Here is a 21,954-nt window from a genome sequence, read left to right on the forward strand (position 1 = left end):
CGATTTAGCACCGCAGGGGCGCCTCATGCCCGTCGTGGATGTCAAGGATGGTTCGGTCGTCCCGGAGCGGGTGGCCGGAGGCGTGGCGCGCTCGCGCCGCATGCAAGATGAGCTGCGCGAGCAGAACGAACGCTTTTCAGCCGCTGTCGAAAACATGTCGCATGGCCTGTGCATGTTCGACGCCGATGAACGCATGATCATCTGCAACCGCAACTACATCGACATCTTCCACCTCGACGCTAAGGTGATGCGGCCAGGCATCCGCTTCATCGACATTCTGCGGCATAGCGTCGACCTCGGCGTCGCCTCGCAAAGCGCCGACGAGCTCTACGCCATCCGCAAGCCCTATATCGACCAGGCGAAACCTTCGACTTACGAAGAAATCCTGTCGGACGGCCGTATCATCCTTATCTCGCACCGGCCGCTGGCTTCGGGCGGCTGGGTCTCGATCTACGAGGACATCACTGAACAGCGGCGCGCCGAGCAGGATCTCAAGGAGCAGCATCGCCGCTTCGACGCAGCGCTCGCCAACATGTCGCAAGGCCTGCTGATGTACGACGCCGACGGCAAGATGATCGTGCGCAACGGGCGCTTTCTGGAATTGTACAACGTCACGGCGGCCGACTTCCCGCTTGGAACGACGCATCGCGACGCGCTCGAGCGGCTGCTGGAACTCGGCATCTACACGAAGATCGACGTCGACAGTGAAGTCGCCAAGACCGAAGCCTGCCGGCGGGCGGGAAAAATGCACTCGACGTATCGCCATCTTGCCGACGGCAGGACGATTCTGGTCGTGCGCCAGCCGATGAGTGGCGGCGGGTGGGTGGCGACGTTCGACGATGTCACGGAGCGCCGTCTGGCCGAAGAGCGCATGACCCATCTTGCGCATCACGACACGTTGACCGGATTGCCCAACCGATCGATGTTTCGCGAGCGGCTCGACCTTGCGCTGGAGGATGTGGCCGCTACGCCGCTCGCGATCTTCTCGCTCGACCTCGACCGTTTCAAGGCTGTCAACGACACTTGGGGGCACCCCGCCGGCGACTGGCTGTTGAAGAGCGTGGCCGAAAGACTGCAGCGTTGCCTGCGCCATGACGCAGACATGATTGCCCGTTTCGGCGGCGATGAGTTCGTCGTCATCCAATCCAACTCCGTGGGCATTGCCGATGCTGAGAAACTGGCAAAGCGCATCGTCGAGGCAATCGCAAAACCATTTCGCGACAAGAGTCGAGACATGCATGTCGGCATCAGCCTGGGCATCGCCGTTTTCCCCGCCGATGGCCGTGACGCCGACACGCTGCTGAAGAACGCCGATACCGCCCTCTACCGGGCGAAGAGCGAAGGGCGAAACCTCTATCGCTTCTTCGAACCTGGAATGGACGCCGTCGTGCAGGCCCGCCGGGCGCTTGAAGTCGACCTGGAGGCGGCGCTGCCGCGCCAGGAGTTCGATCTCGATTTCCAGCCCATCATGAACATCGCCTCGGGCGAGATCATCGGCGCGGAGGCCTTGATGCGCTGGCATTCACCAGCGCGCGGCAAGGTGGTGCCGGACGACTTCATTCCGGTCGCCGAAGAGACAGGACTGATCGTGCCGCTCGGCGAGTGGGCGCTGAGGAAAGCCTGCGCGACGGCGGCAAGCTGGCCGGCGGGTTTACGCATTGCGGTCAATGTCTCGGTGGTGCAGCTCAAAAGCAGCGGGTTTGCCCGCGGCGTGATCTCGGCGCTGGCTTTTTCCGGCGTGCCGGCCGGACAGCTGGAACTGGAAATCACCGAAACCGTGCTGATGGATGAGAGCAAAGCCGTGCTGAAGACGCTGCGCCAGTTGCGTGAGCTCGGTATCCGCATCGCGCTGGACGATTTCGGCACCGGCTATTCCTCGCTCGGCTACCTCAGGCGTTTTCCGGTCGACAAGATCAAGATCGACCGGTCATTCATTCGTGACATGGGCAACCGCGACACGGCGGCGATCGTTCGCTCCATCATCGGTCTCGGCACCGAGCTTGGCATCGTCGTCACCGCCGAGGGCGTCGAAACCGAAAGGCAACTCGACATGCTGCGCGACAATGGCTGCGTCGAGGCCCAAGGCTATCTGATCGGCGTGCCATCGAAGGCAGCTGACATCCAGCGTCTGTTGAAATCACGTGCGCTGCACAGCCAATCCGGCTGACGGCATCGGGGCAAGCTCAGCTCAATGTTTCCAGGTATTTCTCGTGGAAGCTGACATAGCCGGGCTCGACCACCTTCAGATGCTGTTCGATCAGCGCGTGAAACCGCGGCAGTTGATGAAACGGTACGCCGGGATAGGCATGATGCTCGGCATGGAACGGCATGTTCCAGGCCAGCTTGCGTACCGCCCAGTTGGTCAACGTCGTCCTGGTGTTTTCCAGCATGTTGGCGACGAACGGACAGCGGCCGTGCTCGGCCAGCAGATAGAGGCGAAGGAACGGCTGCCCGAGCAGTGCGGGAATGATCCAGACATAGAGCAGCACGGTGAGCCGGAAATAGACGGCGAGCAGAATGACCACAACGTAGAAAGCAATCATGGCGCGCGCCTCGGCCCGCACCTTGGGTCGGCCTTTCGGCGGCACATAGCTCTCCTGACTACCCCCAACTGCATTGGTGTACAGTGTCTTGAAATGCCCCCACCACACCGGCAGGCCCGAGACGTGGACAATGTATTGCCGCAAGGTCTCGGGTTTCGGGGAGGCGAGCTCGGGATCGTTTTCCGGATCCTGCGTGTATCGGTGGTGAGCGAAATGGAAGTAGCGGAACCAATCCGCCGGCAGCGCGATCGCCAGGCTGCACAGCCGTGCCACGCCGTCGTTCAACCACTGTGTTTCGAAAGCCGTGCGGTGAACCGTCTCGTGCAGCAGCGTGAACAGGAACACGATCAGGATGCCTTGCGGCAGCATCAGCAATGGCCAGAACGGTACCTTGACCGCGATCAGCGATCCAATGATGACGATCGCACCCAAGTGAGCGCCGAGTTGGAGCAGGCCCGCGACATCGGATTTGGCCGTCAGGCGATTACGCTCTTCCGGCGTCAGTGACGCGATGATGTCGCGATGATCCATCAGCTTCGATCCAGCCTGGAGATGACGAAGACCACTCTAGTCCGCGAAAAAGCTTTCCAAAAACGACGATTCCTGCGATTTGGATAAGCTAAGCTTATCTATCTGGCGACCATGGTCACATCCCCATCCCTGAAAGGGCTTCAGGCTTTCGAAGCCGCCGCACGTACGGGCAGCTTTGCCGCAGCGGCGGAAGAGCTTTCGGTCTCGGCCGCCGCCGTCAGCCAGCTTATCCGCACCTTGGAGGAGCAGGTGGGCCGCAAGCTGTTTCAGCGGGTCAATCGGCGCGTTGTCCTCACCGAGGCCGGCGTGGAAATGCTGCCGCGGCTGACCGTGGCCTTCCAAGAGATCGGCAGCGTCTCGCGCGAGCTGAGCGGCGATGCATTCCGCCCGCGCCTGGTGGTGTCGGTGCCGCCATCCATGGCCATGGGCTGGCTTTCGCAGCGTCTGGCCGGCTTCGTTGCAAGCCATGGCGCCGCAGACATATCGCTCCGGGGCGATGACGACCCGGTGCCGTTCGACCGTGAACTGATCGATATCAGGCTCTCCTACGGCCCGCATTATCGCGAACATCCGACCGAGGACATTGTCAGGGATGCGGTCTACCCCGTCTGCGCGCCTGAGCTTGCCGGCATGATCAAGGCGGGCGGCGAGCCGCTCGCCGGGCTGCCGCTCATTCACACAGATTGGGGACCGACCGGCGCATCGTTTCCATCCTGGCGCAACTGGTTCGAGGCGGCGGGTGCCCAACCTGGCCGGGCGGTACGGCGCGGCCTGTCGGCCAATTCGTCGCGCGCGGCCCTCGACCTCGCCATTTCGGGGTTGGGCGTGGCACTGGCGCAAGGGATTTACTGTGCCGAGGCGGTGGAGGACGGCCGGCTGGTCCGTCCCGCCGCTGGGGCGATCGCGCTCCGCCAGCCCTATTGCCTGACCATTCCCGAGCGCAGCGCCAGGCGCGATGTCGTGACCGCATTTCGCGATTGGCTTATCGCCGAATGCCGGCGCGCAGTGGGCTCGTCGGCTCTGCGCTGACCGGGAGGGGCGATGATCAGAGGTGCCCGCTCAGGGCCGCCACCATGTCCTTGTTGGCCGCGACGGGCACGATCTCGAACTCGACCAGATCAGCCCATTCGATAACCCATCGCTGCAGCAGCGTCACATCGTCGGTCTCCACCAGCAGGAAGCAGCGGCTCATATCGGCCGCGATCCAGCTATGATGCACGACGAGCTCCTCCGGCTTCAGGCGGCCACGGTCGCGGAACCGGCGATAGATTTCCTTGCGGTCGCAGCCGGTGAAATCCTCGATGACGATGAACTGCATGTTTCCCCTCAGTGGATTATCGCCCCGGCCGGTCGAGCCGCTCCAGGAACCACTGCGTCAGCCGGACCCAGACCTCGTCCTTCTCCCCGGAATCCTCCCAACCATGGTCGAGGTTGGGGTTGTCGTTGACCTCGATGACGAAGACGCCGTCCTTGGTCTCCTTGAGGTCGACGCCATAGAGGCCGTCGCCGATACAGCGCGCCGCCTTCACTGCCGTCTCGACGACATGAGGCGGCGTCTCCTTCAGCGTGAAAGTCTTGATGCCACCCTGGTCGGGCTTGCCATTGGCCTTGTGGTTGACGATCTGCCAGTGCTTCTTGGCCATCAGATAGTGCACGGCAAACAGCGGCTGGCCACCGAGCACGCCGACACGCCAGTCATATTCGGTCGGGATGAATTTCTGGGCGATCAGAAGATCGGAATCCTCGAGCCATTCGGTGGCAAGCGTCTTCAGCTCCTCGAAATTGGCGCATTTTTTGACACCGCGCGAGAACGACGAATCCGGGATCTTCAACACCAGGGGAAAACCCAGCGTCTGCGCCGCGAGTTCGAGATCAGAGGCGCCGGCGATCATCACCGTCGGCGGCACCGGCACCTTGTTGTAGGCCATCAGTTCGTTGAGATAGACCTTGTTGGTACAGCGGATCATCGACAGCGGGTCGTCGATGACAGGCATGCCTTCCTGCTGGGCACGGCGGGCGAAACGGTAGGTGTGATTGGAGATCGAGGTGGTCTCGCGGATGAACAGCGCATCGTAATTCGCGAGCTTGGCGAGATCTTTCCTGGTGATGGGCTCGATTTCGACGCCCATCTTCTCGGCGATCTTGGCCCAGTAGCGCAGCGACGAGATTTCCGACGGCGGCAATTCCTCATGCGGATCGACCAGCGTGGCGAAGGTGTAGCGCGCCGGGGTGCGGCCTTTGGTGTCGCGCCACTCACGGTTGGTGTAGGTCTCCAGGCACTGGATGAAGTCCTTTTCCTCGTCCTCGGTCATGCGCGCCAGCGGATGGAAGCCGATCTTGCGGATCGAAGCCCATTCGGCGCTGTCCTTGATGTGGACCTCGAGCGCCGGCGCGCGGAACCAGTCGAACAACAGCTTGGCGAAACGGTCCCAGACCTTGGATGGCCCGATGCCGAAGAAGATGGAGACCTTCACCGGGAATACGCCGCCGAGGTCCTTGCGGCATTTGTTGAGCGCCAGTTCCAGTTCCGGCAAGGCGTGCTCGTAGAGCTTGCGCTCCGACAGGTCTATCATCGTCTCGACGGTCGGGATGACCTTATGGCCGCGCGAACTCGCCAGCAGCGACGCATAATAGCCGCGGCTCTGGTAGCCGTAATTGTTCGACAGGTTGATGACTTTCGGCCGTTGGCCGCGGAACAGCGAGGGGTGCGCGAGATAGTCGCGATTGGTGATGATCTTGTGCGGTGTCGCCACCTGGTCGAGATCGCTCTGCCTGCCGGTAAGAATGACCCAGGTCATTATCTCTTTCCCAAAGTGATGGCGGCACGCAGTCCGTCGCGGCCGAACTGCGCCATGTTCATGAAGATGCCGTAAGGCACGGGAATGTTGGCGGCATCAAGGATGGTTTCCTGCCTTTCATCCTCGACCCACGGATCATGGATCAGAATATGGTCGCCATCATCGCCGATGGCCAGCACCCAATGCGGCACCTTCTTGCCAAACATCAGAAAGCCGCTGATCAGCACCAGCACCAGTTTGCCCGCGGCGAGAGCCGCCCTGATGTCGTCGATGGTGAACGGACGGTAATTCACCGGGATGCCGTAAAGTTCCGCGCGGCGGCGAAAGTCGACCTGCGCCAATTCCATGATCCGGCGCTTGTCCTCGCTACGCACCGATTGCAGGAACAGCGCGCCGTAGAAGGAGACAAAGATTTCCGCCGCGAGCCCGCTTTCGTAGCCCGAAACGGCCAGACCAAATGGTTCGCAGCCACCCGGCCCAGACATCATGAAGACGGTCGTCGCCTCGCGCCAGAGTCGGATTTCCATCACCGGGTCGGGTACGAAACCACGATCGAAATTGGCCATGGCCATCATCAGGCAGCATGGACCGCAGGTGAACTCACAGGTCTGCTGGTAGAATGGCACCCTGGTGGCGACCGGTAGGTCGCCGCGCAGGGTTTTTTCGTAGCGCAGCGCCGTCGCGCCATCCTCGTAGTACTCCGGCTCGCGGCCAATCTTGCGGTAGCCTGCCTGCTCATAGATACGGATGGCACGGCCATTGTCCTCGCGCACTTCGAGACGCAGCATCATGCGGTCGTGTTCGAAGGCTGCCTCTTCGGCCGCGGACAGCAGCTGACGGCCCATGCCGAGCCCGCCGAAAAACGGTCCGACGGCTATGGAATAGAGCCGTGCGACCCCACTGCCCTTGCGAAACAGCACGATCGCATAGCCGCCGACGCGGCCATCGATTTCGGCGACCAGCGTCTCGGCGGTCTCCCGTTCGATGAACTGTCGGAAGGAGCGGCGGGAAATGCGGTCGCTCGAGAACACAGCTTTCTCGATGGCGGCGAGATCATCGACGTCGGACGCGCGGGCCGTGCGGATCTCGGCAGGCATGCGGCTTGAGAAAACCTCGATTGCGTTGCGAAAACGGCCCCGGTCAAAAGCGTCGCGAACACCGGCCGAAGCGCCGGTATTCATCAAGCGCTATCGCTCCTTGATTAGGGCCGAATTGTGACAGTTTCCGCGGCGGCAGGGAAGCCGGCAAGCTTTGAACGGGATAGCTGTTTTCAAGCCAATCGGCCGTGCAAGATTGGAGCCAGTTCAGCTGGCAAGACCGGCCAGAAGCTGGCCATACGCACTCTTCGCCACAACCGCCAATCGCTCGCGCGGCAGCGAACCGACGACGGCACAGCCATAGCCCTTGTCCAGCCAGTAGACGGCCTGCGGACCGTCCTGCGCCGAAGCATAGGTGCCCTTGGCACTCTCGGTCGATTCCGCCGTCACGAAGAGGGATATGCGCTCGCCCTGGTCGTCCTCGTAGAGCAGCATTGCGGCCTTGCTTTCGCCGGCCGGCAGCAACCGGCCGCCAACCAGTTGGAAGCCGTTTGCGCTCAGGTCCGGCACCACCAGCTTCAGGCCGACCCGGTTGGACAGCCAGGTTTGCAAATGATCCTTGTCGCTGGCCGGCACTTCCACTGCATGGCGCTTCTCGGCGGCATAGATGACATGGGCGGCGATCGCCTGTTCGGCGAGCTGATCCTCCGCGGGATCCTCCTGCCCGAGGCCGCCGATGCCGGCGAAGTAGCCGCCAAATCCGCCCGTGGCCAGAAGCACGGCCGCGGCGGCGGCAAGCCACCAGCGTGAGCGTGGCAATGCTGCCCTAACAGGCGCTTCGCCGAGCACCACCTTGCGCAAGCGCGGGGGAACAGGCTCATCCAGCACGCCGGCAAAGGCTGAGCGCAATGCCTTACGGTCGGCGGTGAAGCGGGCGCTCCTGGCCTTCATCTCGGGATTGGCGTCGAGCCAGGAATCGTAAGCTGCACGCTCATCGGTCGGTAGTTCGCCGTCGAGCGCCATATGGATGTCACGTTCGGAAAAATCGCGGCGGATCATTTCTCGACGATCCTTATGGTGCGGCGCCGCGCCGTGTCGTCCAGCAACCCGCGCAGTTCCTCACGCCCGCGCGCGATGCGCGACATCAGCGTGCCCGCGGGCACACCCAGAATGTTGGCGGCTTCGGCGTAGGAAAAGCCCTCGATGGCGACCATGACCAGCGCCGCGCGGCGATCGGGGCTGATCGCCTGCAATGCGTCGATGATCTCGCGCGAAGCAATGCCCTCCAACTGTTCGGCCGGTTGGGCAACCGCCTCGCCCGCCTCCAGCGGCAGCATTGCCGCTTCGCCGCGGCGGTTCACCTTGCGCATCTGGTCGATGAACAAATGATGCATGATCGTAAACAACCACCTCCTGGGGCTTTCTCCTGTCTGCCAGTTGTCGAGCCGCAGCAATGCGCGCTCGAGGCAGTCCTGAACGAGGTCGTCCGCAGCATCGCGGTCGCGCAAAAGCGAGCGTGCGTAGCGGCGCAGGCGCGGTATTTCGCCAAGGATTGCTGCCTTCTTTTCGTCCATGACCGCTGGTTCTGAGGTCGCCCTTGTTGATCCCGATTGAACGCGCCTTCCCGGCACGGCGCAAGCGGCCAGCGCGAAGCGGTCCACCGCTCCGGTCACCCAAGCAATGAGATAACGCCGGCGGGTGCCGGTTTATTCCCGACCGGCAAGAAAACCAATGATTCGCAGGCGATTATCCTTTTTCCTTCGCCGCCCGCGTCAAAAGCCGCTGGTAGAACAGGCCAATGCCGATCAGCACCGCACCCAGACCGATGAAGGACAGCGCCCTGAGCACACCCTCCAGTTCCGACATGTCGAAGAGGAAAACTTTCAGCACTGCAACCGCGATCAGCCCGGCCGAAGCAATGCGCAGCACCTGCGATTTCAGCCGGACGCCGGCCGTGAGCAGCGCCACGCCGATCACCAGCCAGAGTGCCGAATAGGTATAGGTCTCCAACTGGCCAAAGCCGCTCCACAAGCCGATGAACTCGCCCTTGAACAGGCGCCTCACCGAGAGCGTGGCATAGGCGAAGGCAAGCAGCGCAGCCACCAGCGCCAGCATGGCCGAATACCATTTCGGCCGCTTGCCCCTGCTATAGAGCGCCAGACCACCGGCGGCGATGGCCGGCAGGAGATAGGCCAGGAACAAAAGGTTGAAGACCGGAATCCGGCCGGTCGATTCGTCCGTGAACAACGGATTGAGCACCAGGAAATGCTGGGTGACGACGAAGGCGACTGAGACCACGCCCATCGCCATCGAACCATAGCGCAGCACCGAGCTTGGCGAGCGCCTGTCGATGGCGATCAGGATGGCGCCGGCGCCGATGGCGATCAGCGTGTAGATCGCTTGTTCGGCGAGCGTCGGCGCATCGCTGTTGATGACACCACCATGCATGGCGTGGCGTACCAGCATGGCCAGCGTGAGCAGCGCAAACAGTGCCGCCGCCGCCTCCATGGCCAGGCGCGGGCGGCCATCGGTAGTGCGGGCGAGCTGCCAGGCGGCGAAACCGAAGGCGAGCGCCGGTATGCCGTAGCCCGGCAGCAGCCAGTTGAAGACCGGTGTCGTCGACAGGAATTCGGCGCCGACGATCGTCGGGTCGAACGCAACGCGGCCAAGCACCGCGATGACAGCGGCGACTGAAATCCAGCCGAGCACGGGATAAGAGCGCCAGCGCGTGGCGAACGCCGGCACGATTGCCGCGGCACCGAGCAGGATGGTGGTCCAGCCGGAATCAAAAGCCATGTGCAGCATCAGGAGGCCGGCGACTGCAGCGCCAACCAGGGCAAACGACACTGCGGCACCGCCCTTGAGCGGCGGTTCCTCAGCCCCCGCGATCCACTCGCCGCCAGCGGCGAAGACCGCGACCAGCAGGGCCGCGACGGCGGCGTAGGCAAAGTCACGGTCGAGATTGCCGAAGGTGAACCAGAGCGCCAGCACGATGACCAGAGGCGCGATGACGCCCCATGCAGCCCACGAGGCTGCTCGGATCTGTGTCGTGGCGGCTAACCTTCGCGCGGCCCAGAGACCGGCGGCGATGAACACCACGCCAAGTCCGATGCCAAGTCGCAAGCTCAGCGCGTTAGCGGTGACCAAAGGCACCCCATCAATACCCAAAGCGCCGCTCGAAAAATCGGAAGCGATGGAGGTGGGCGGGATGATGCCGAGATAGATCAGCACCGTCGCCAGTCCGGCGGAATAAAGGAGTGGCAGTGCCAGTGGGCGGTAGAGCGCGACCGCTACCATCACGACAAGCAGCACCGCGCCCGGCAAGGCATCACCGGCAGCGGCGAAGACCGGCGCAACCGAGAGCCCCAGCGCCGAGAGGGCGACGAACAGTCCAGGCACGATCGACGGCCAGTCAAAGGTTCTGGCTGATCCGGTCTCGTCGCCGCGACTGCTAAGCCAGACAAGGGCAAGCACAGCCAGCGTCACAGTGTCGATGAACAGGATCGCGGAGAGGCTCGCGCCCGGTGCGTCGGTCATGTAGAGGATGGTCCAGATGCCGCTGCCGAAAAAGCCGGCCGCCATCAGTGCTTTCCAGTCGCGCATGCGGGCGATGACGCCGGTGGCGGCGAGCACGACGGCGAGGTAGCCGAACAACGCCCAGGGATTGGGCGCCTGCGAAGCGATCAGCGCCGGCGTCACCATGGCGCCGACGAGGCCGATACCGGCCAGTGCCTGGCCATGGACGAGAGCGGCGGCAATGGTCGCAATGCCGATGGCACCGAGCAGCATGAAGGCAAGCGCCGGGCCAATGAAGCCGTAAATGCCGTGGGCGGCATAGACGGTGCCGAACAGGATGAAGGCACCGGCCGCAGTCAGGATCGCCGGAATATAGGCGCCGGCAACACCTTGCACCGGCACCTTGAAGCCGGTGCGGCGAATGAACTCGCCGCCGGCGACCAGCACCAACCCGAGCACCGCCGCCATGGTGAGCCGTACGCCGGGCCCGAAAATGCCGGCCTCGATGGTGTAGCGGATCAGGAACAAGCCGCCCAGAGCCAGCGCAATGCCGCCGACCCAGACCGCCCAGCGCGTACCGAGCGCGGTTTCGACGTCGGTCTGGCGAGCGGCTTTGGCGGCTGTGGCCGGCGCGACGTCCGGCGTTTTCGGTGGCGCCTCGGGTGCGCTCCAAGGACCGGGCACGCTCTCCGCGGCCGGGATTTCCGCCTCCGTGGCCTGTACCAGCGCGGGTGCCTGCTCGGTGATTGTCGCCGAGACGATATCGGCCTCAGGCCCGGCCACCGGTGCCGTGTCGGCCTTGCCCGCGTCCGCTTCCTGTTGCGACGGCCTGACCGCGGGCGGCACGGCGCCCGAAAGCACGAGACTGCGCAGCGCGCCAAGTTCGCGCTCGATCAGACCGATGCGACTCTGCTGACGCGAAATGATGACGAACAAGGCGATGATGGCAACAAGGTCGATCAGGCTTTCAAACATGGCGGTTCCCCCAAACCAGGCCAGTTTTCACTGACATTTCGCCTCACTGACATTCAAATGCGGCGGTCAAGCGGCTGAAAACTCAACGCGCCGCCAGATTGGCGGCCGGAAATATCGAACATGTCTCGGTACCGAAAGCCAGCAGCTTGCCTCCGGCATCCTTCAGCGTCGCTTCCGAAACGGCAAGCGTGCGGCCCTTGTGGATCACCTTGCCTTCGCAGACCACCTCGCCGGTCCTGGGCGTGATCGGCCGCGTCAGGTTCACCTTGAACTCCGCCGTCGTATAGGCCTCGCCCTTTTCGAGCAGCGTCTGCACGGCGCAGCCAAGTGCCGAATCGAGCAGCGTCGCCGCCCACCCGCCATGCACGCTGCCCAGCGGGTTGAGGTGGCGCTCGCTCGGCATGCCGCGAAAGACCGCGCGCCCCTCGGACACTTCGGTAAGGGTGAAATTCAACTGAAAAGAAATCGGCGGCGCCGGATATTTGCCGTCGAGAATGCGCTGCAGCAGTTCAAGCCCGGTGTATTTCAGGATGTCGGCGTGCGGAATGGTGCCAAGGCCGAGCGGCGAGACCTGGCCCGGATAGAGTTCGACTTCGCTCATGCGGCATTGTCTCCGGGAATGGTCTTGCCGCGCTCCTGGTGCTTGCGCAGGACGGCAAGGAAGCCGGCGCGGGCGTCGGGCTGATCGATGCCGCGCGGCTCGTAGACATGGCGGCTGAAGAAGAAACCGGTCAAGCGGAAGGCGTCCGCGATCGCGGCCTGATTCGCGCGCAGGCCGGAACCGCGCTGCAGAAACGCAGGCAGCACCAGCATCTTGTCGCGCCATGGCGCGCCGGCGTCGCGCGATACCGCGCGGCCCGACTTCGGCGAGACATAGGCAAGATCCTGTTTGGTGCCGGTGGCGGCGCATTGGCTGAGATCGAGGCCAAAGCCGAGTTCATCAAGAATCAGAAGTTCGAAACGTGCGATCAGTTCGCCGGCGGCATCGGCATCGTCCAGGTGGACGATCATCACCGAAAGCGCCTCGTAGAGGCCGCCATGGGCGTCACGCTCGGGCAGCAGGCGCAGATGCGCCGCCATCGTCTGAAGACCGTAGACGGCGATGGCACTGTCCATCAGCCGGGCGGCATTCATTTCGATCGCTTCGGCCTGGAAGGTACCCAGATGCTCGTCGAGGCGCGCACGCCACAAGAGATCGACGCGATTGCCGGGCTGGAGAACGGGCTGCTGCTTGCGGGAGCGGCCGCCGCGCACGAGGCCAAGATGCCGGCCATGGGCACGTGTCATCACCTCGAGAATGGCGCTGGTTTCGCCATGCTTGCGGGTGCCGAGAATGATTCCCTCGTCGCGCCATTCCATATCAGGAGCTTTTCACCGATCGGGTGGCGAAATCAAGATGAGGCCCAGGTGACTGGCAAAACAGCGCCTTACCGGCAAACAAAAAACCGCCCGCAGCGATACGCTGCGGGCGGCCTGGTAAGGTCAGTCTATGCCTTAGAAGGAGCGCTGGAAGCGGAGGATGCCGCCGACGTTGCTCTTCTTGGTCGCACCAGCCCAAATGGAGTTGGCCGGGGTGTCATTGCCGACATTCTGGTAATCGACTTCAGCTGTAACCGTAAAACCGGGCACAACGGTATAGGCGATGTTAGCGGCGATGCCGAGGTTCTTCCAATCGTCGTAGGAGACCTGGGCGTTGAACGAAGTCTTGGCGTTGAACTTGTAGGTGCCGCCGCCCCAGACTGCCCAGTTGCCGCCCCACTGCTTGTAGAAGCCGCGACCTTTGGCATTGACGAAGTTGGTCGGATCGGTGAGGTTGTTGTCCGAACCATAACCGCCCATGACGAACAGCGACAGTTCCTTGGTGACGTTGACGTCCAGGCGAACCTTGCCGGCGACTTCTTCATAGTTGCTGTCATAAGCAACGACGCCGGTGACCGCGCCCCAGTCGGCCTTGTACTTCAAGCCGCCGACGACATGGGGGACATAGCTGTCGATGGTGCCGGTTTTGCCAGCGCCTTCTTCGAGCGAGACCATTCCCGAGAAGCCGCTGCCTGCGTCAAAGTAATATTGAACGACGTTGCTCTCCTGCCCGCCATAGGGCACGATCGTATCCTGAATGACGTTGCCGGCATAGCCGACGAACGTATCGAAAGCCGTATCGTCCTTGCCGACGCGAAGGCCGCCGAGCTGAATCCAGGCGAAACGCAGCGAGAGAGACTTGTTACGGCCCTGCCAGTCGTCCGCATTGGAGGCGCCCTGATTAAGGTAGTCGCCGCTGCTGTTGCCGTAGTTGAAGCGGGTCTCGGTGTAGGTCTTCAATGTACCGAGTTCGGTCTCCTGACCGGTCCAGGTCTTCAGCGTGAAGCGGGTGTTCTTGTAGTAGGTCGAATGCGGGCTGCCGTCCTGGCGATCCGGAACGTGGTTGACACCATCGAACGAGCCGGCATCGCCGACGCCGATGTCGTAACGGACATAGCCACCGATGCGCAGGCAGGTTTCGGTACCCGGGATATAGAAGTAGCCGGCGCCGTAGACGTCGCAGATCTTGACGTATTCGGCCGGTTCCGGTTCGGCGACGACAACCGCGTCCGCGGCGCGTGCGCCGGACACCGCGATCAGTGCCGCGGCTGAGCCGAGAAGGAGGCTCTTGATGTTCATTTTCTGACCTCTCCAGTCAAGTTAAAAAAATGGCTTCTGAATTGTGGTTGGCGGATATGTTTTCCCGCCTCACCCCCACAACGAAAAAGGCCCGCACCGCGTCCCCTTTTCGCGGCGAACATACCCACCAAACTTCCGCCTTCAATGACAATTCCGCAAATATGCCGGATTCGTTCCACAGATTAAATCTGTGTTGCACAAATAACACTAACCAGGCCAGGCCAATTTTCAAACTGGCACAAATGGCACATCGTCATTTTTGTGTAATAATCAAAAATATACACTGCTTTAAGTTCTACTTCTTCAGTTTATTCCTTTAATTTCAAAACAGTTGCGTATGCCGTCTAACTTATTTCGAACAAGGTGTTTTTTATACGCCAGATTCTTTAGTCAACCTGGTCCATCTCTCAGACATTCAGCGGGCGACAGAGGGCCACGTAAAGGGTTGCCGCGGCAGCGTCTTTCTGATTCCTTCGAAACTCAACGCGCCTAATTCCGGGCAGACAGGCGTTTCGCCTCACGCCTGGCGCTCGCGATCGATCAGCGATTGTTGATCTCGGTCGGGGTGACGTCTGTATGGCTGGCAGCGGTGATGAGTGCCCCCCCAGCCATGTCCGCGCACCCAAGTCGCCTCACCTGTCCCGAGGCAAGCGCGAAACGTGTCCCGGCTTTCGCCTTCGCGACGGCACTCGGCAACCGCATAGTCATCTCGTCGCCGAGATGAATGGTCCTGTTGTCCCAGCCGCCAAATGCGACCGGCCTGACAGGAAGATGCCGCCAACGTTGAAACCGCGCGGCAATCAGCCGGCGCACAAGGGCGGCATCGATCGCTACCTAATGCGGAAACTCCAGCCCCATCTCGCGGTAGCGCTCGGGGTCGTCGCCCCAGTTCTCGCGCACTTTCACGAACAGGAACAGATGCACCTTCTGCTCCAATATACCTGCTATTTCCATTCGCGCGGCCTGCCCGATGGCGCGGATGGTCTCGCCCTTGTGGCCGAGCACGATCTTCTTCTGGCTGTCGCGCTCGACATAGATGGTCTGGTCGATGCGCACCGAGCCGTCCTTCTTCTCTTCCCATTTCTCGGTCTCGATGTGCGAGGAATAGGGTAGCTCTTGATGCAGCCTGAGATAGAGTTTTTCGCGGGTGATCTCGGCCGCGAGCTGGCGCATCGGCAGGTCGGAAATCTGGTCTTCCGGATAGTACCATGGGCCGGTCGGCAGCGCCTGGGCCAGATAGTCGAGCAGGTCCTTGCAGCCGGAGCCGGTCAACGCCGAGACCATGAAAGTGCGCTGGAACGGCACTTTCTCATTCGCCGCCGCGGAGAGGGCCAGCAACGCTTCCGGCCTGACGCGGTCGACCTTGTTGAGGATCAGCGCCATCGGCTGGCGCACATCCTTCAGCCGTTCGAGGATGGCATCGGCGTCGCCCCTGATGCCGCGTTCGGCGTCGATCAGCAGCAGCACGATATCGGCGTCCTTGGCGCCGCCCCAGGCGGTGGTCACCATTGCCGTGTCCAGCCGCCGCTTGGGCTTGAAGATGCCCGGTGTGTCGACAAAGACGATCTGCGCGTTATCGTGCGTGGCGATGCCGCGCACGATGGCGCGTGTCGTCTGCACCTTGTGGGTGACGATCGAGACCTTGGCACCGACCAGTTGGTTGACCAGCGTCGACTTGCCGGCATTGGGCGCGCCGATCAGCGCGACGAAGCCGGAATGCGTGACGGGAGCGGCTGCAGTGTCTTCGGCGGTCATGCCGCACTCCCTTCATGAACCCAGACGCCCTCGCGAACCAGAAGGGCAGCGGCGGCGGCCTGTTCGGCCTCGCGCTTGGAGCGGCCGCTGCCGGTTGCCGGCTGAAACGCACCGACCTTGACGCTGACGGTAAACAGCGGATCGTGATCGGGGCCTTCCCGGCCGTCGATCTGATAGGCGGGAACAGCACTCGCCGCCTGATGCGCCCATTCCTGCAATTCGGTCTTGGCGTCGCGGCGTGCCGCACCCGAGGCCTGCGAGCGCGGCTGCCAGTATTTGTGAATGAAGGCGCGGGCTGCTTCCAGGCCGCCGTCGAGATAAAGCACGGCGATCAAGGATTCCAATGCGTCGGCGCGCAGGTTGACGCGCTTGCGTCCCTCAAGCCCGCGCACGTCCGATCCTGCACGGATCAGGTCCGGCAGCCCGATATGCTCGGCGATCTCAGAAAGTGCTTCGGCGTTAACGAGCGCATTGAGCCGCAGCGACAACTCCCCTTCCGTCGCATCCGGAAACGCTGCCAGCAGCATGTCGGCGACAACAAGGCCAAGAACCCGGTCGCCGAGAAATTCGAACCGCTCATAATCGGCGCCCGCATTGGCGCCGCGCGCACTGGCATGGGTAAGCGCACGCTGCAGGCGATGGCGGTCGGCAAAGGCATGGCCCGTGCGTTCCGCCAGCGCTTCCGCGAGCGCATCGGCGGTCAACCGTTTTGGTGCCGCCATGACCCTAGTTGACGAAATGGAACAGGCGCGAAACGCGCATCAGCGACGGCCATTTCCAGATTTCGAGCGGGCTTGCCTTGCCGGCGATAGAGAAGAAGACAAGGTTGGCGCGGCCGACAAGGTTCTCGGCCGGAACATAGCCGACGGTGAAGCGGCTGTCGGCGGAATTGTCCCTGTTGTCGCCCATCATGAAATAGTGGCCGGGGGGCACGTCGAATTCGCGGGTGTTGTCGCCGATCGAGTTCGGCGACAGGTCGAGCGTGTCGTAGCTGACGCCATCGGGCAGCGTCTCGCGATAAACATCGATCGGATAATCCTTTTCCGTGATGTCGGGATTGTCGATCTGGCCGGTCTTGACGCGCGGCACGCCGACGCCGTTGATGAAGACTTGGCCATTCTTCATCTGGATCTTGTCGCCGGGCAGGCCAATGACGCGCTTGATGTAGTCGATGGACGGATCCGGCGGGAACTTGAACACCACCACGTCGCCACGCTTGGGCTCGGAGCCCCAGATGCGGCCCGAGAAAATGTCCGGTCCAAAAGGCAGCGAATAGCGCGAGTAGCCGTAGGACCATTTGGTGACGAACAGGTAGTCGCCTTCCAGAAGCGTCGGCCGCATCGAGCCCGACGGGATCGAGAAGGGCTGGAACAGCAGCGTGCGAATGACCAGGGCGAGCAAAAGCGCCTGGACGATGACGCTGACGGTTTCGCCAAGTCCGCCGGATTTCTTCTGGGATTTTTCAGCCACGCTCATGTCGTCCTCGATTGTGCGTTGGATGGTATAGAGTCTCGGCGCGCGCTGGGCAACGTCAATGCCGGTCGTCAGATGCAATCAATGTGGCGCTTCTTCGACCGGTAACCCCTCTATGATCACAAAGGCTTGAGCGAGCGGAAAATCATCCGTGATCGTGAGGTGGATCACTGCCCGATAATCTTGAGGCAGGATCTTTTCCAGCCGCGCCAGCGCCCCGCCGGTCAGCGCCATCGTCGGCGCCCCGCTGGGCAGGTTGACGACACCCATGTCACGCCAGAAGACCCCCTGTGCCAGACCGGTGCCCAGTGCCTTGGCGCACGCCTCCTTTGCGGCAAATCGCTTGGCGTAGGAAGCCGCGCGGGCGCGTCGGTTCTCCGAACGCGCCTGTTCCACCTCGGTGTAGATTCTCTGGATGAAGCGTTGGCCGTGACGCTCAAGCGATTTCTCGATGCGTCTGATGTCGATCAGGTCGCTGCCAATGCCGATGATCATTGGGCGGCGGAACCGACGCTTCCGCCGGAATGAGGCGAATGCTCACGGCGACTCGCGCGCTCGGCCAGCCGCTTGCGCCTCTGTTCGCGGAAGACATTCATGCCCCAGCGCGTGATGCCGTAGAACACCAGGCCGAACACCAGCCCGAGCGGCACCGCCCCGATCAACATCGGCTCCAGGACAGGATGCCACAGTTTGGCGAAGGAAAGCGTGTGCATCATCTCGCCCAGATGCGCCGGCGGACCGTGCGCCGGAAGGCGATCGTGCAGGATGAGCTTGCCGGTTTCCCAGGATGCGCCCCACAAGAGCGGAAAGGTAAGCGGATTGCCGAAAAACACCGCACCGAGAGCCGCTGCCACCAGATTGCCGGCGATCACCCAACACAGAACGGCGGCAATGATGAAGTGGAAACCGACGGGGAAGAACGACGCAAAGACACCTGCGGCGACGCCCGCCGCCACCGCATGCGGGGTGGCCTTCAGCCGCAGAATGCGCTTGGAGAAATATTGAAGCGAGCGCGAAAACGAACGGCGCGGCCACAGATAGGTGCGCACCCGTTCGAAAAGGCCATCAGGTTTGCGGCGACGAAAAAGCACTCTCTTCCTATTCCCGACAACTCACAGCTTACACGCCCGCTGTTTCCAGCCGGGCTTCGACGATCACATCTTGCGCTTTACGGTCGCCAGAAGGCAATCGCGACTTTGATATAGCCATCCGCAACCTCCACAACAACCGAGGTCCACCTGCGCAGCGGCCGTACCGCCAATAATTTTTGGTAAGGTTCGTTTCTCCACACCGGACAATCGCGGCGAATTTGAGAAGTAGCCTCGACATATTGTCGCAACCAAATGCTTGAAGCACTATCGCGGGTAGTGGCTGACCTCGACAAGGTTGTCATCCGGGTCTCGGAAATAAACCGAGATCATCGGCCCTTGCGCGCCAATGCGTTCGACCGGCCCGAGCTCCACCACCACATCATTGGCCTCGAGATCGGCAAGGAATTCGCCGAGCGGCCGATCGCTGATCAGGCAGAAGTCGCCGGATCCGGGCGTCGGCGACTTCGCCTTCGGCTCGAAGGTGCGGCTGATCTCATGGACATTGATCTTCTGATTGCCGAAGACAAGTGCCGTCGGCCGGCCCGGCGTGTCGACGCGTTCAAAGCCAAGCACGCGTTGATAAAAAGCGCAGGTCGCCTCGAGCGACGCCACCGTCAGCACGAAATGATCGATGCCGACGATCAATGCGACCTCCTCAGATGTTGCGGCTGCCGGGCTTGATCGCCGGGATGGCGGCAAGCTCCGGCGGCAACCTGTCAGGCGGATAGGCTGGAACCTCATATTCGGCAAGCGCGATCAGCGGCACGCCGACATGGGTCTTGCCGGCCGAGCGGTCGATGATGCAGGTGGCCGCGACCACTTCTGCGCCAAGTTCACGCAAGCAATCTATGGTTTCGCGGATAGACAATCCGGTGGTGACGATGTCCTCGACGATGACGACGCGGGCGCCTCGGTCGATCTCGAAGCGCCGCAGGCGGAACTCGCCCCCTTCCCGCTCCACCCAGATCGCCGGTACGCCAAGGTGGCGCGAGGTTTCGTAAGCCGGGATCAGCCCGCCGATCGCCGGCCCAACGACATAATCGATCTTGCCCGGAACCGCGGCGCGGATCTTCTCGGCCAGCGCCTTGCACAGCCGCTCGGTCTTGTCGGCATGCATGAACACCCGTGCCTTCTGCAGGAAGACTGGGCTGCGCAGGCCCGACGTCAGGATGAAATGACCCTCCAGAACAGCGCCAGCCTCACGGAATATACCCAGCACTTCGTCGGTATTCATCTCGTCCCCCATGATCGGCTATCGCTAGCCATTGACGCGCCGCGCATCGCTGACGCTCGAATTGTCCTTGAGCTGCGACAGCAGCCGGTTGAGATGCTTCAGGTCCCAGACTTCGAGATCGATCAGCATTTCGGTGAAATCGGGCGCGGTGCGCACCATCGAAAGCGTATGGATGTTGGCGTCGTTGGAGGCAACGACCTGGGCGATGTCGGCAAGCGAGCCCGGCGCGTTGATGGCGGTGACCGAGACCCGCGCGGGAAACCGCTCCTTGGTGCGTTCGTCGATGTCCCAGCGCACGTCGATCCAGCGCTCCGGCTGGTCGTCGAAAGCTTGCAGCGCCGGCGACTGGATCGGGTATATGGTGATGCCGGTGCCCGGCTGGACGATGCCGACGATACGGTCGCCAGGGACCGCGCCTTCCGGCGCGAAGCGCACCGGCAGATCGCCGCGTACGCCGCGGATCGGCACAGCGCCGGTGCCTGGCTGGTCCTTGTCCTTGCGCGCGGCCCGGCCCGGTATCTGGAACAGCATGCCGGCGGCGTTGCGGATCTTCGACCAGCCCTCCTCGCGCTGCTTGGGAGCCGCGGGGGTGACGCGCTCGTCCTTGTAGTCAGGGAAGACCGCCTTCATGACATCGGTGGAAGCCAGTTCTCCGCGACCGACGGACGCCAGCACATCCTCGATGTCCTTGCGCGCCAACCGGTGCAGGACGGGCTTCAGGCTTTCCTTGGTGAAGGTCTTGCCGGCTCGTTCGAAGGCACGCTCCAGAATACGCGCGCCAAGGCCGGAATACTGCTTGCGGATCGCATTCTTGGTGGCGCGGCGGATGGCGGCGCGCGCCTTGCCGGTGACGACGACCGATTCCCACGCGGCTGGCGGCACCTGCGCCTTGGAGCGGATGATCTCGACCTCGTCGCCATTCTTCAGTTCCGTCATCAGCGGCATGATGCGGCCATTGACCTTGGCGCCGACGCAGGTGTCGCCGACATCGGTGTGGACGGCATAGGCGAAATCGATCGGCGTGGCGCCGCGCGGCAAGGCAATCAGCATGCCCTTCGGCGTGAAGCAGAACACCTGGTCCTGGAACAGCTCCAGCTTGGTGTTCTCGAGAAAATCCTCGGGATTGTCGCCTTCGGCCAACTGTTCGATGGTACGCCGCAGCCAGGCATAGGCATTGGTCTCCTTCGAGATCGCGTGCGCGGCGCCGTTCGTCTTGCCGCCGGTGTCCTTGTAGATCGAATGGGCGGCGACGCCATATTCGGCAATCTTGTTCATCTCGCGGGTGCGGATCTGCAACTCGACGCGCTGGCGCGAGGGGCCGACGATGGTCGTGTGGATCGAACGGTAGTCGTTCTGTTTCGGCGTCGAGATGTAGTCCTTGAAGCGGCCAGGCACCATCGACCATGTGGTGTGGATGGCGCCGAGCGCGCGATAGCAGTCCTCGACGCTGTCGACGACGACGCGGAAGCCGAAGATGTCGGACAATTGCTCGAAGGACAGCGCCTTGGCCTCCATCTTGCGGAACACCGACCACGGCTTCTTCTGGCGGCTCTTCACGCCGGCCTTGATGGCGTGTTTCTCGAACAGGCCCGAAAGAGCCTTCTCGATCTCGGACAACACATCCTTGTTGCGCTCGAAGATTTCGGCGAGCCGGGCGGTGACGGCGCGATAGGCTTCGGGATTGATGAAGCGGAAGGCGATCTCCTCCAGTTCCTCGCGCATGCCCTGCATGCCCATGCGCCCAGCCAAAGGCGCGTAGATGTCCATCGTCTCCTCGGCGATGCGCAGGCGCTTAGCCTCCGGCATATGGTCGAGGGTGCGCATGTTGTGCAGGCGGTCGGCGAGCTTGACCAGGAGCACGCGGACATCTTCCGAGATCGCCAGCAGAAGCTTGCGCAGGTTTTCCGCCTGTTCGGCCTTCTTCGACACGAGGTCGAGCTTCTTCAGCTTGGTCAGCCCTTCGACCAGCTTGCCCATTTCGGGACCGAACAACTCATCGATCTCGGCCCTGGTCGCCGTGGTGTCCTCGATGGTGTCATGCAGCAGGGCGACGGCGATCGTGGCCTCATCCATATGCATTTCAGTGAGGATGGCGGCGACTTCGAGCGGATGCGAGAAATAGGGATCGCCGGAAGCGCGCTTCTGGTGGCCGTGCTTCTGCATGGCGTAGACATAGGCCTTGTTGAGCAATGCCTCGTTGACGTCAGGCTTGTAGCGCTGAACGCGCTCGACAAGCTCATACTGACGCATCATGGGCTAAATCTCTCGGCAATAAAATGAATCATGCGCCGCACTGCTGTGCGGCGCATGCCATAGATAGCCACGAAACTGCCGGGACGGAAG

Annotated in this window: 20 protein-coding genes and 1 pseudogene; 2 read left to right on the forward strand and 19 right to left on the reverse strand. The window is 62.4% G+C overall.

The window, feature by feature from the left end:
* Positions 1-25: 25 nt before the first annotated feature.
* A complete protein-coding gene (locus tag C7I87_RS08960) occupies positions 26-2,167 on the forward strand; it encodes a putative bifunctional diguanylate cyclase/phosphodiesterase (RefSeq protein ID WP_149903861.1) in 2,142 nt (713 codons plus the stop codon).
* A gap of 16 nt (positions 2,168-2,183) precedes the next feature.
* Here the strand turns inward: C7I87_RS08960 and C7I87_RS08965 are convergent, their stop codons facing one another.
* Positions 2,184-3,074: a fatty acid desaturase family protein gene (locus C7I87_RS08965; RefSeq protein WP_149903862.1), complete on the reverse strand. Its 891-nt coding sequence runs from the start codon at positions 3,072-3,074 to the stop codon at positions 2,184-2,186.
* A 111-nt stretch (positions 3,075-3,185) separates the two neighbouring features.
* Here C7I87_RS08965 and C7I87_RS08970 point away from each other — a divergent pair, with 111 nt between their 5' ends.
* Complete coding sequence (locus tag C7I87_RS08970) at positions 3,186-4,103, forward strand: LysR substrate-binding domain-containing protein (RefSeq protein WP_149903863.1); 918 nt, start codon at positions 3,186-3,188, stop codon at positions 4,101-4,103.
* Positions 4,104-4,119: 16 nt separating this feature from the next.
* Here the strand turns inward: C7I87_RS08970 and C7I87_RS08975 are convergent, their stop codons facing one another.
* The 18 genes and pseudogenes from C7I87_RS08975 to C7I87_RS09060 form a co-directional block, all read right to left on the reverse strand.
* Complete coding sequence (locus tag C7I87_RS08975) at positions 4,120-4,392, reverse strand: DUF3303 domain-containing protein (RefSeq protein WP_149903864.1); 273 nt, start codon at positions 4,390-4,392, stop codon at positions 4,120-4,122.
* Between the two features lie 16 nt (positions 4,393-4,408).
* On the reverse strand, positions 4,409-5,872 hold the full coding sequence (locus C7I87_RS08980) for a RimK family protein (protein WP_149903865.1): 1,464 nt from the start codon (positions 5,870-5,872) through the stop codon (positions 4,409-4,411).
* Complete coding sequence (locus C7I87_RS08985; RefSeq protein WP_149904195.1) at positions 5,872-6,969, reverse strand: peptidase C39 family protein; 1,098 nt, start codon at positions 6,967-6,969, stop codon at positions 5,872-5,874. The genes C7I87_RS08980 and C7I87_RS08985 overlap by 1 nt, the downstream gene beginning before the upstream one ends.
* Before the next feature lie 207 nt (positions 6,970-7,176).
* Positions 7,177-7,968, reverse strand: coding sequence for an anti-sigma factor family protein (locus C7I87_RS08990; RefSeq protein ID WP_149903866.1), 792 nt, complete (start codon positions 7,966-7,968; stop codon positions 7,177-7,179).
* Positions 7,965-8,483 (reverse strand): RNA polymerase sigma factor, encoded by a 519-nt coding sequence (locus C7I87_RS08995; protein WP_149903867.1) that lies wholly within the window; start codon positions 8,481-8,483, stop codon positions 7,965-7,967. Before C7I87_RS08995 ends, C7I87_RS08990 begins: the two co-directional genes overlap by 4 nt.
* A 172-nt stretch (positions 8,484-8,655) precedes the next feature.
* Positions 8,656-11,400, reverse strand: coding sequence for a DUF2339 domain-containing protein (locus C7I87_RS09000; RefSeq protein ID WP_149903868.1), 2,745 nt, complete (start codon positions 11,398-11,400; stop codon positions 8,656-8,658).
* 82 nt (positions 11,401-11,482) lie between these two features.
* Positions 11,483-12,001: a PaaI family thioesterase gene (locus tag C7I87_RS09005; RefSeq protein WP_149903869.1), complete on the reverse strand. Its 519-nt coding sequence runs from the start codon at positions 11,999-12,001 to the stop codon at positions 11,483-11,485.
* A complete protein-coding gene (gene recO, locus C7I87_RS09010) occupies positions 11,998-12,759 on the reverse strand; it encodes a DNA repair protein RecO (RefSeq protein ID WP_149903870.1) in 762 nt (253 codons plus the stop codon). Before recO ends, C7I87_RS09005 begins: the two co-directional genes overlap by 4 nt.
* Before the next feature lie 135 nt (positions 12,760-12,894).
* Positions 12,895-14,058: a porin gene (locus C7I87_RS09015; protein ID WP_149903871.1), complete on the reverse strand. Its 1,164-nt coding sequence runs from the start codon at positions 14,056-14,058 to the stop codon at positions 12,895-12,897.
* Between the two features lie 678 nt (positions 14,059-14,736).
* Positions 14,737-14,886, reverse strand: a pseudogene (locus C7I87_RS35910) (aminoglycoside phosphotransferase); the annotation flags it as partial.
* A 6-nt stretch (positions 14,887-14,892) separates the two neighbouring features.
* Positions 14,893-15,813 (reverse strand): GTPase Era, encoded by a 921-nt coding sequence (gene era / locus C7I87_RS09025; protein WP_149903872.1) that lies wholly within the window; start codon positions 15,811-15,813, stop codon positions 14,893-14,895.
* Positions 15,810-16,535, reverse strand: a complete 726-nt coding sequence (gene rnc / locus C7I87_RS09030; RefSeq protein WP_149903873.1) for a ribonuclease III — start codon at positions 16,533-16,535, stop codon at positions 15,810-15,812. Before rnc ends, era begins: the two co-directional genes overlap by 4 nt.
* Positions 16,536-16,539: 4 nt before the next feature.
* Complete coding sequence (gene lepB, locus C7I87_RS09035; RefSeq protein WP_149903874.1) at positions 16,540-17,289, reverse strand: signal peptidase I; 750 nt, start codon at positions 17,287-17,289, stop codon at positions 16,540-16,542.
* 78 nt (positions 17,290-17,367) lie between these two features.
* Positions 17,368-17,781: a holo-ACP synthase gene (gene acpS, locus C7I87_RS09040; protein ID WP_149903875.1), complete on the reverse strand. Its 414-nt coding sequence runs from the start codon at positions 17,779-17,781 to the stop codon at positions 17,368-17,370.
* Positions 17,778-18,377, reverse strand: a complete 600-nt coding sequence (locus C7I87_RS09045; RefSeq protein WP_149903876.1) for a DUF2062 domain-containing protein — start codon at positions 18,375-18,377, stop codon at positions 17,778-17,780. The genes acpS and C7I87_RS09045 overlap by 4 nt, the downstream gene beginning before the upstream one ends.
* Before the next feature lie 264 nt (positions 18,378-18,641).
* The gene (locus tag C7I87_RS09050) at positions 18,642-19,022 is read right to left on the reverse strand and encodes a VOC family protein (RefSeq protein WP_246696233.1); all 381 of its coding nucleotides are present in this window, start codon (positions 19,020-19,022) and stop codon (positions 18,642-18,644) included.
* Between the two features lie 10 nt (positions 19,023-19,032).
* The gene (pyrE, locus tag C7I87_RS09055; RefSeq protein WP_149903878.1) at positions 19,033-19,611 is read right to left on the reverse strand and encodes an orotate phosphoribosyltransferase; all 579 of its coding nucleotides are present in this window, start codon (positions 19,609-19,611) and stop codon (positions 19,033-19,035) included.
* A 24-nt stretch (positions 19,612-19,635) separates the two neighbouring features.
* Entirely contained in the window at positions 19,636-21,864 is a 2,229-nt protein-coding gene (locus C7I87_RS09060; protein WP_149903879.1) for a RelA/SpoT family protein, read from the reverse strand.
* Between the last annotated feature and the right edge of the window lie 90 nt (positions 21,865-21,954).

It is taken from the genome of Mesorhizobium sp. SARCC-RB16n, from assembly GCF_008520305.1.
Classification (GTDB): domain Bacteria; phylum Pseudomonadota; class Alphaproteobacteria; order Rhizobiales; family Rhizobiaceae; genus Mesorhizobium.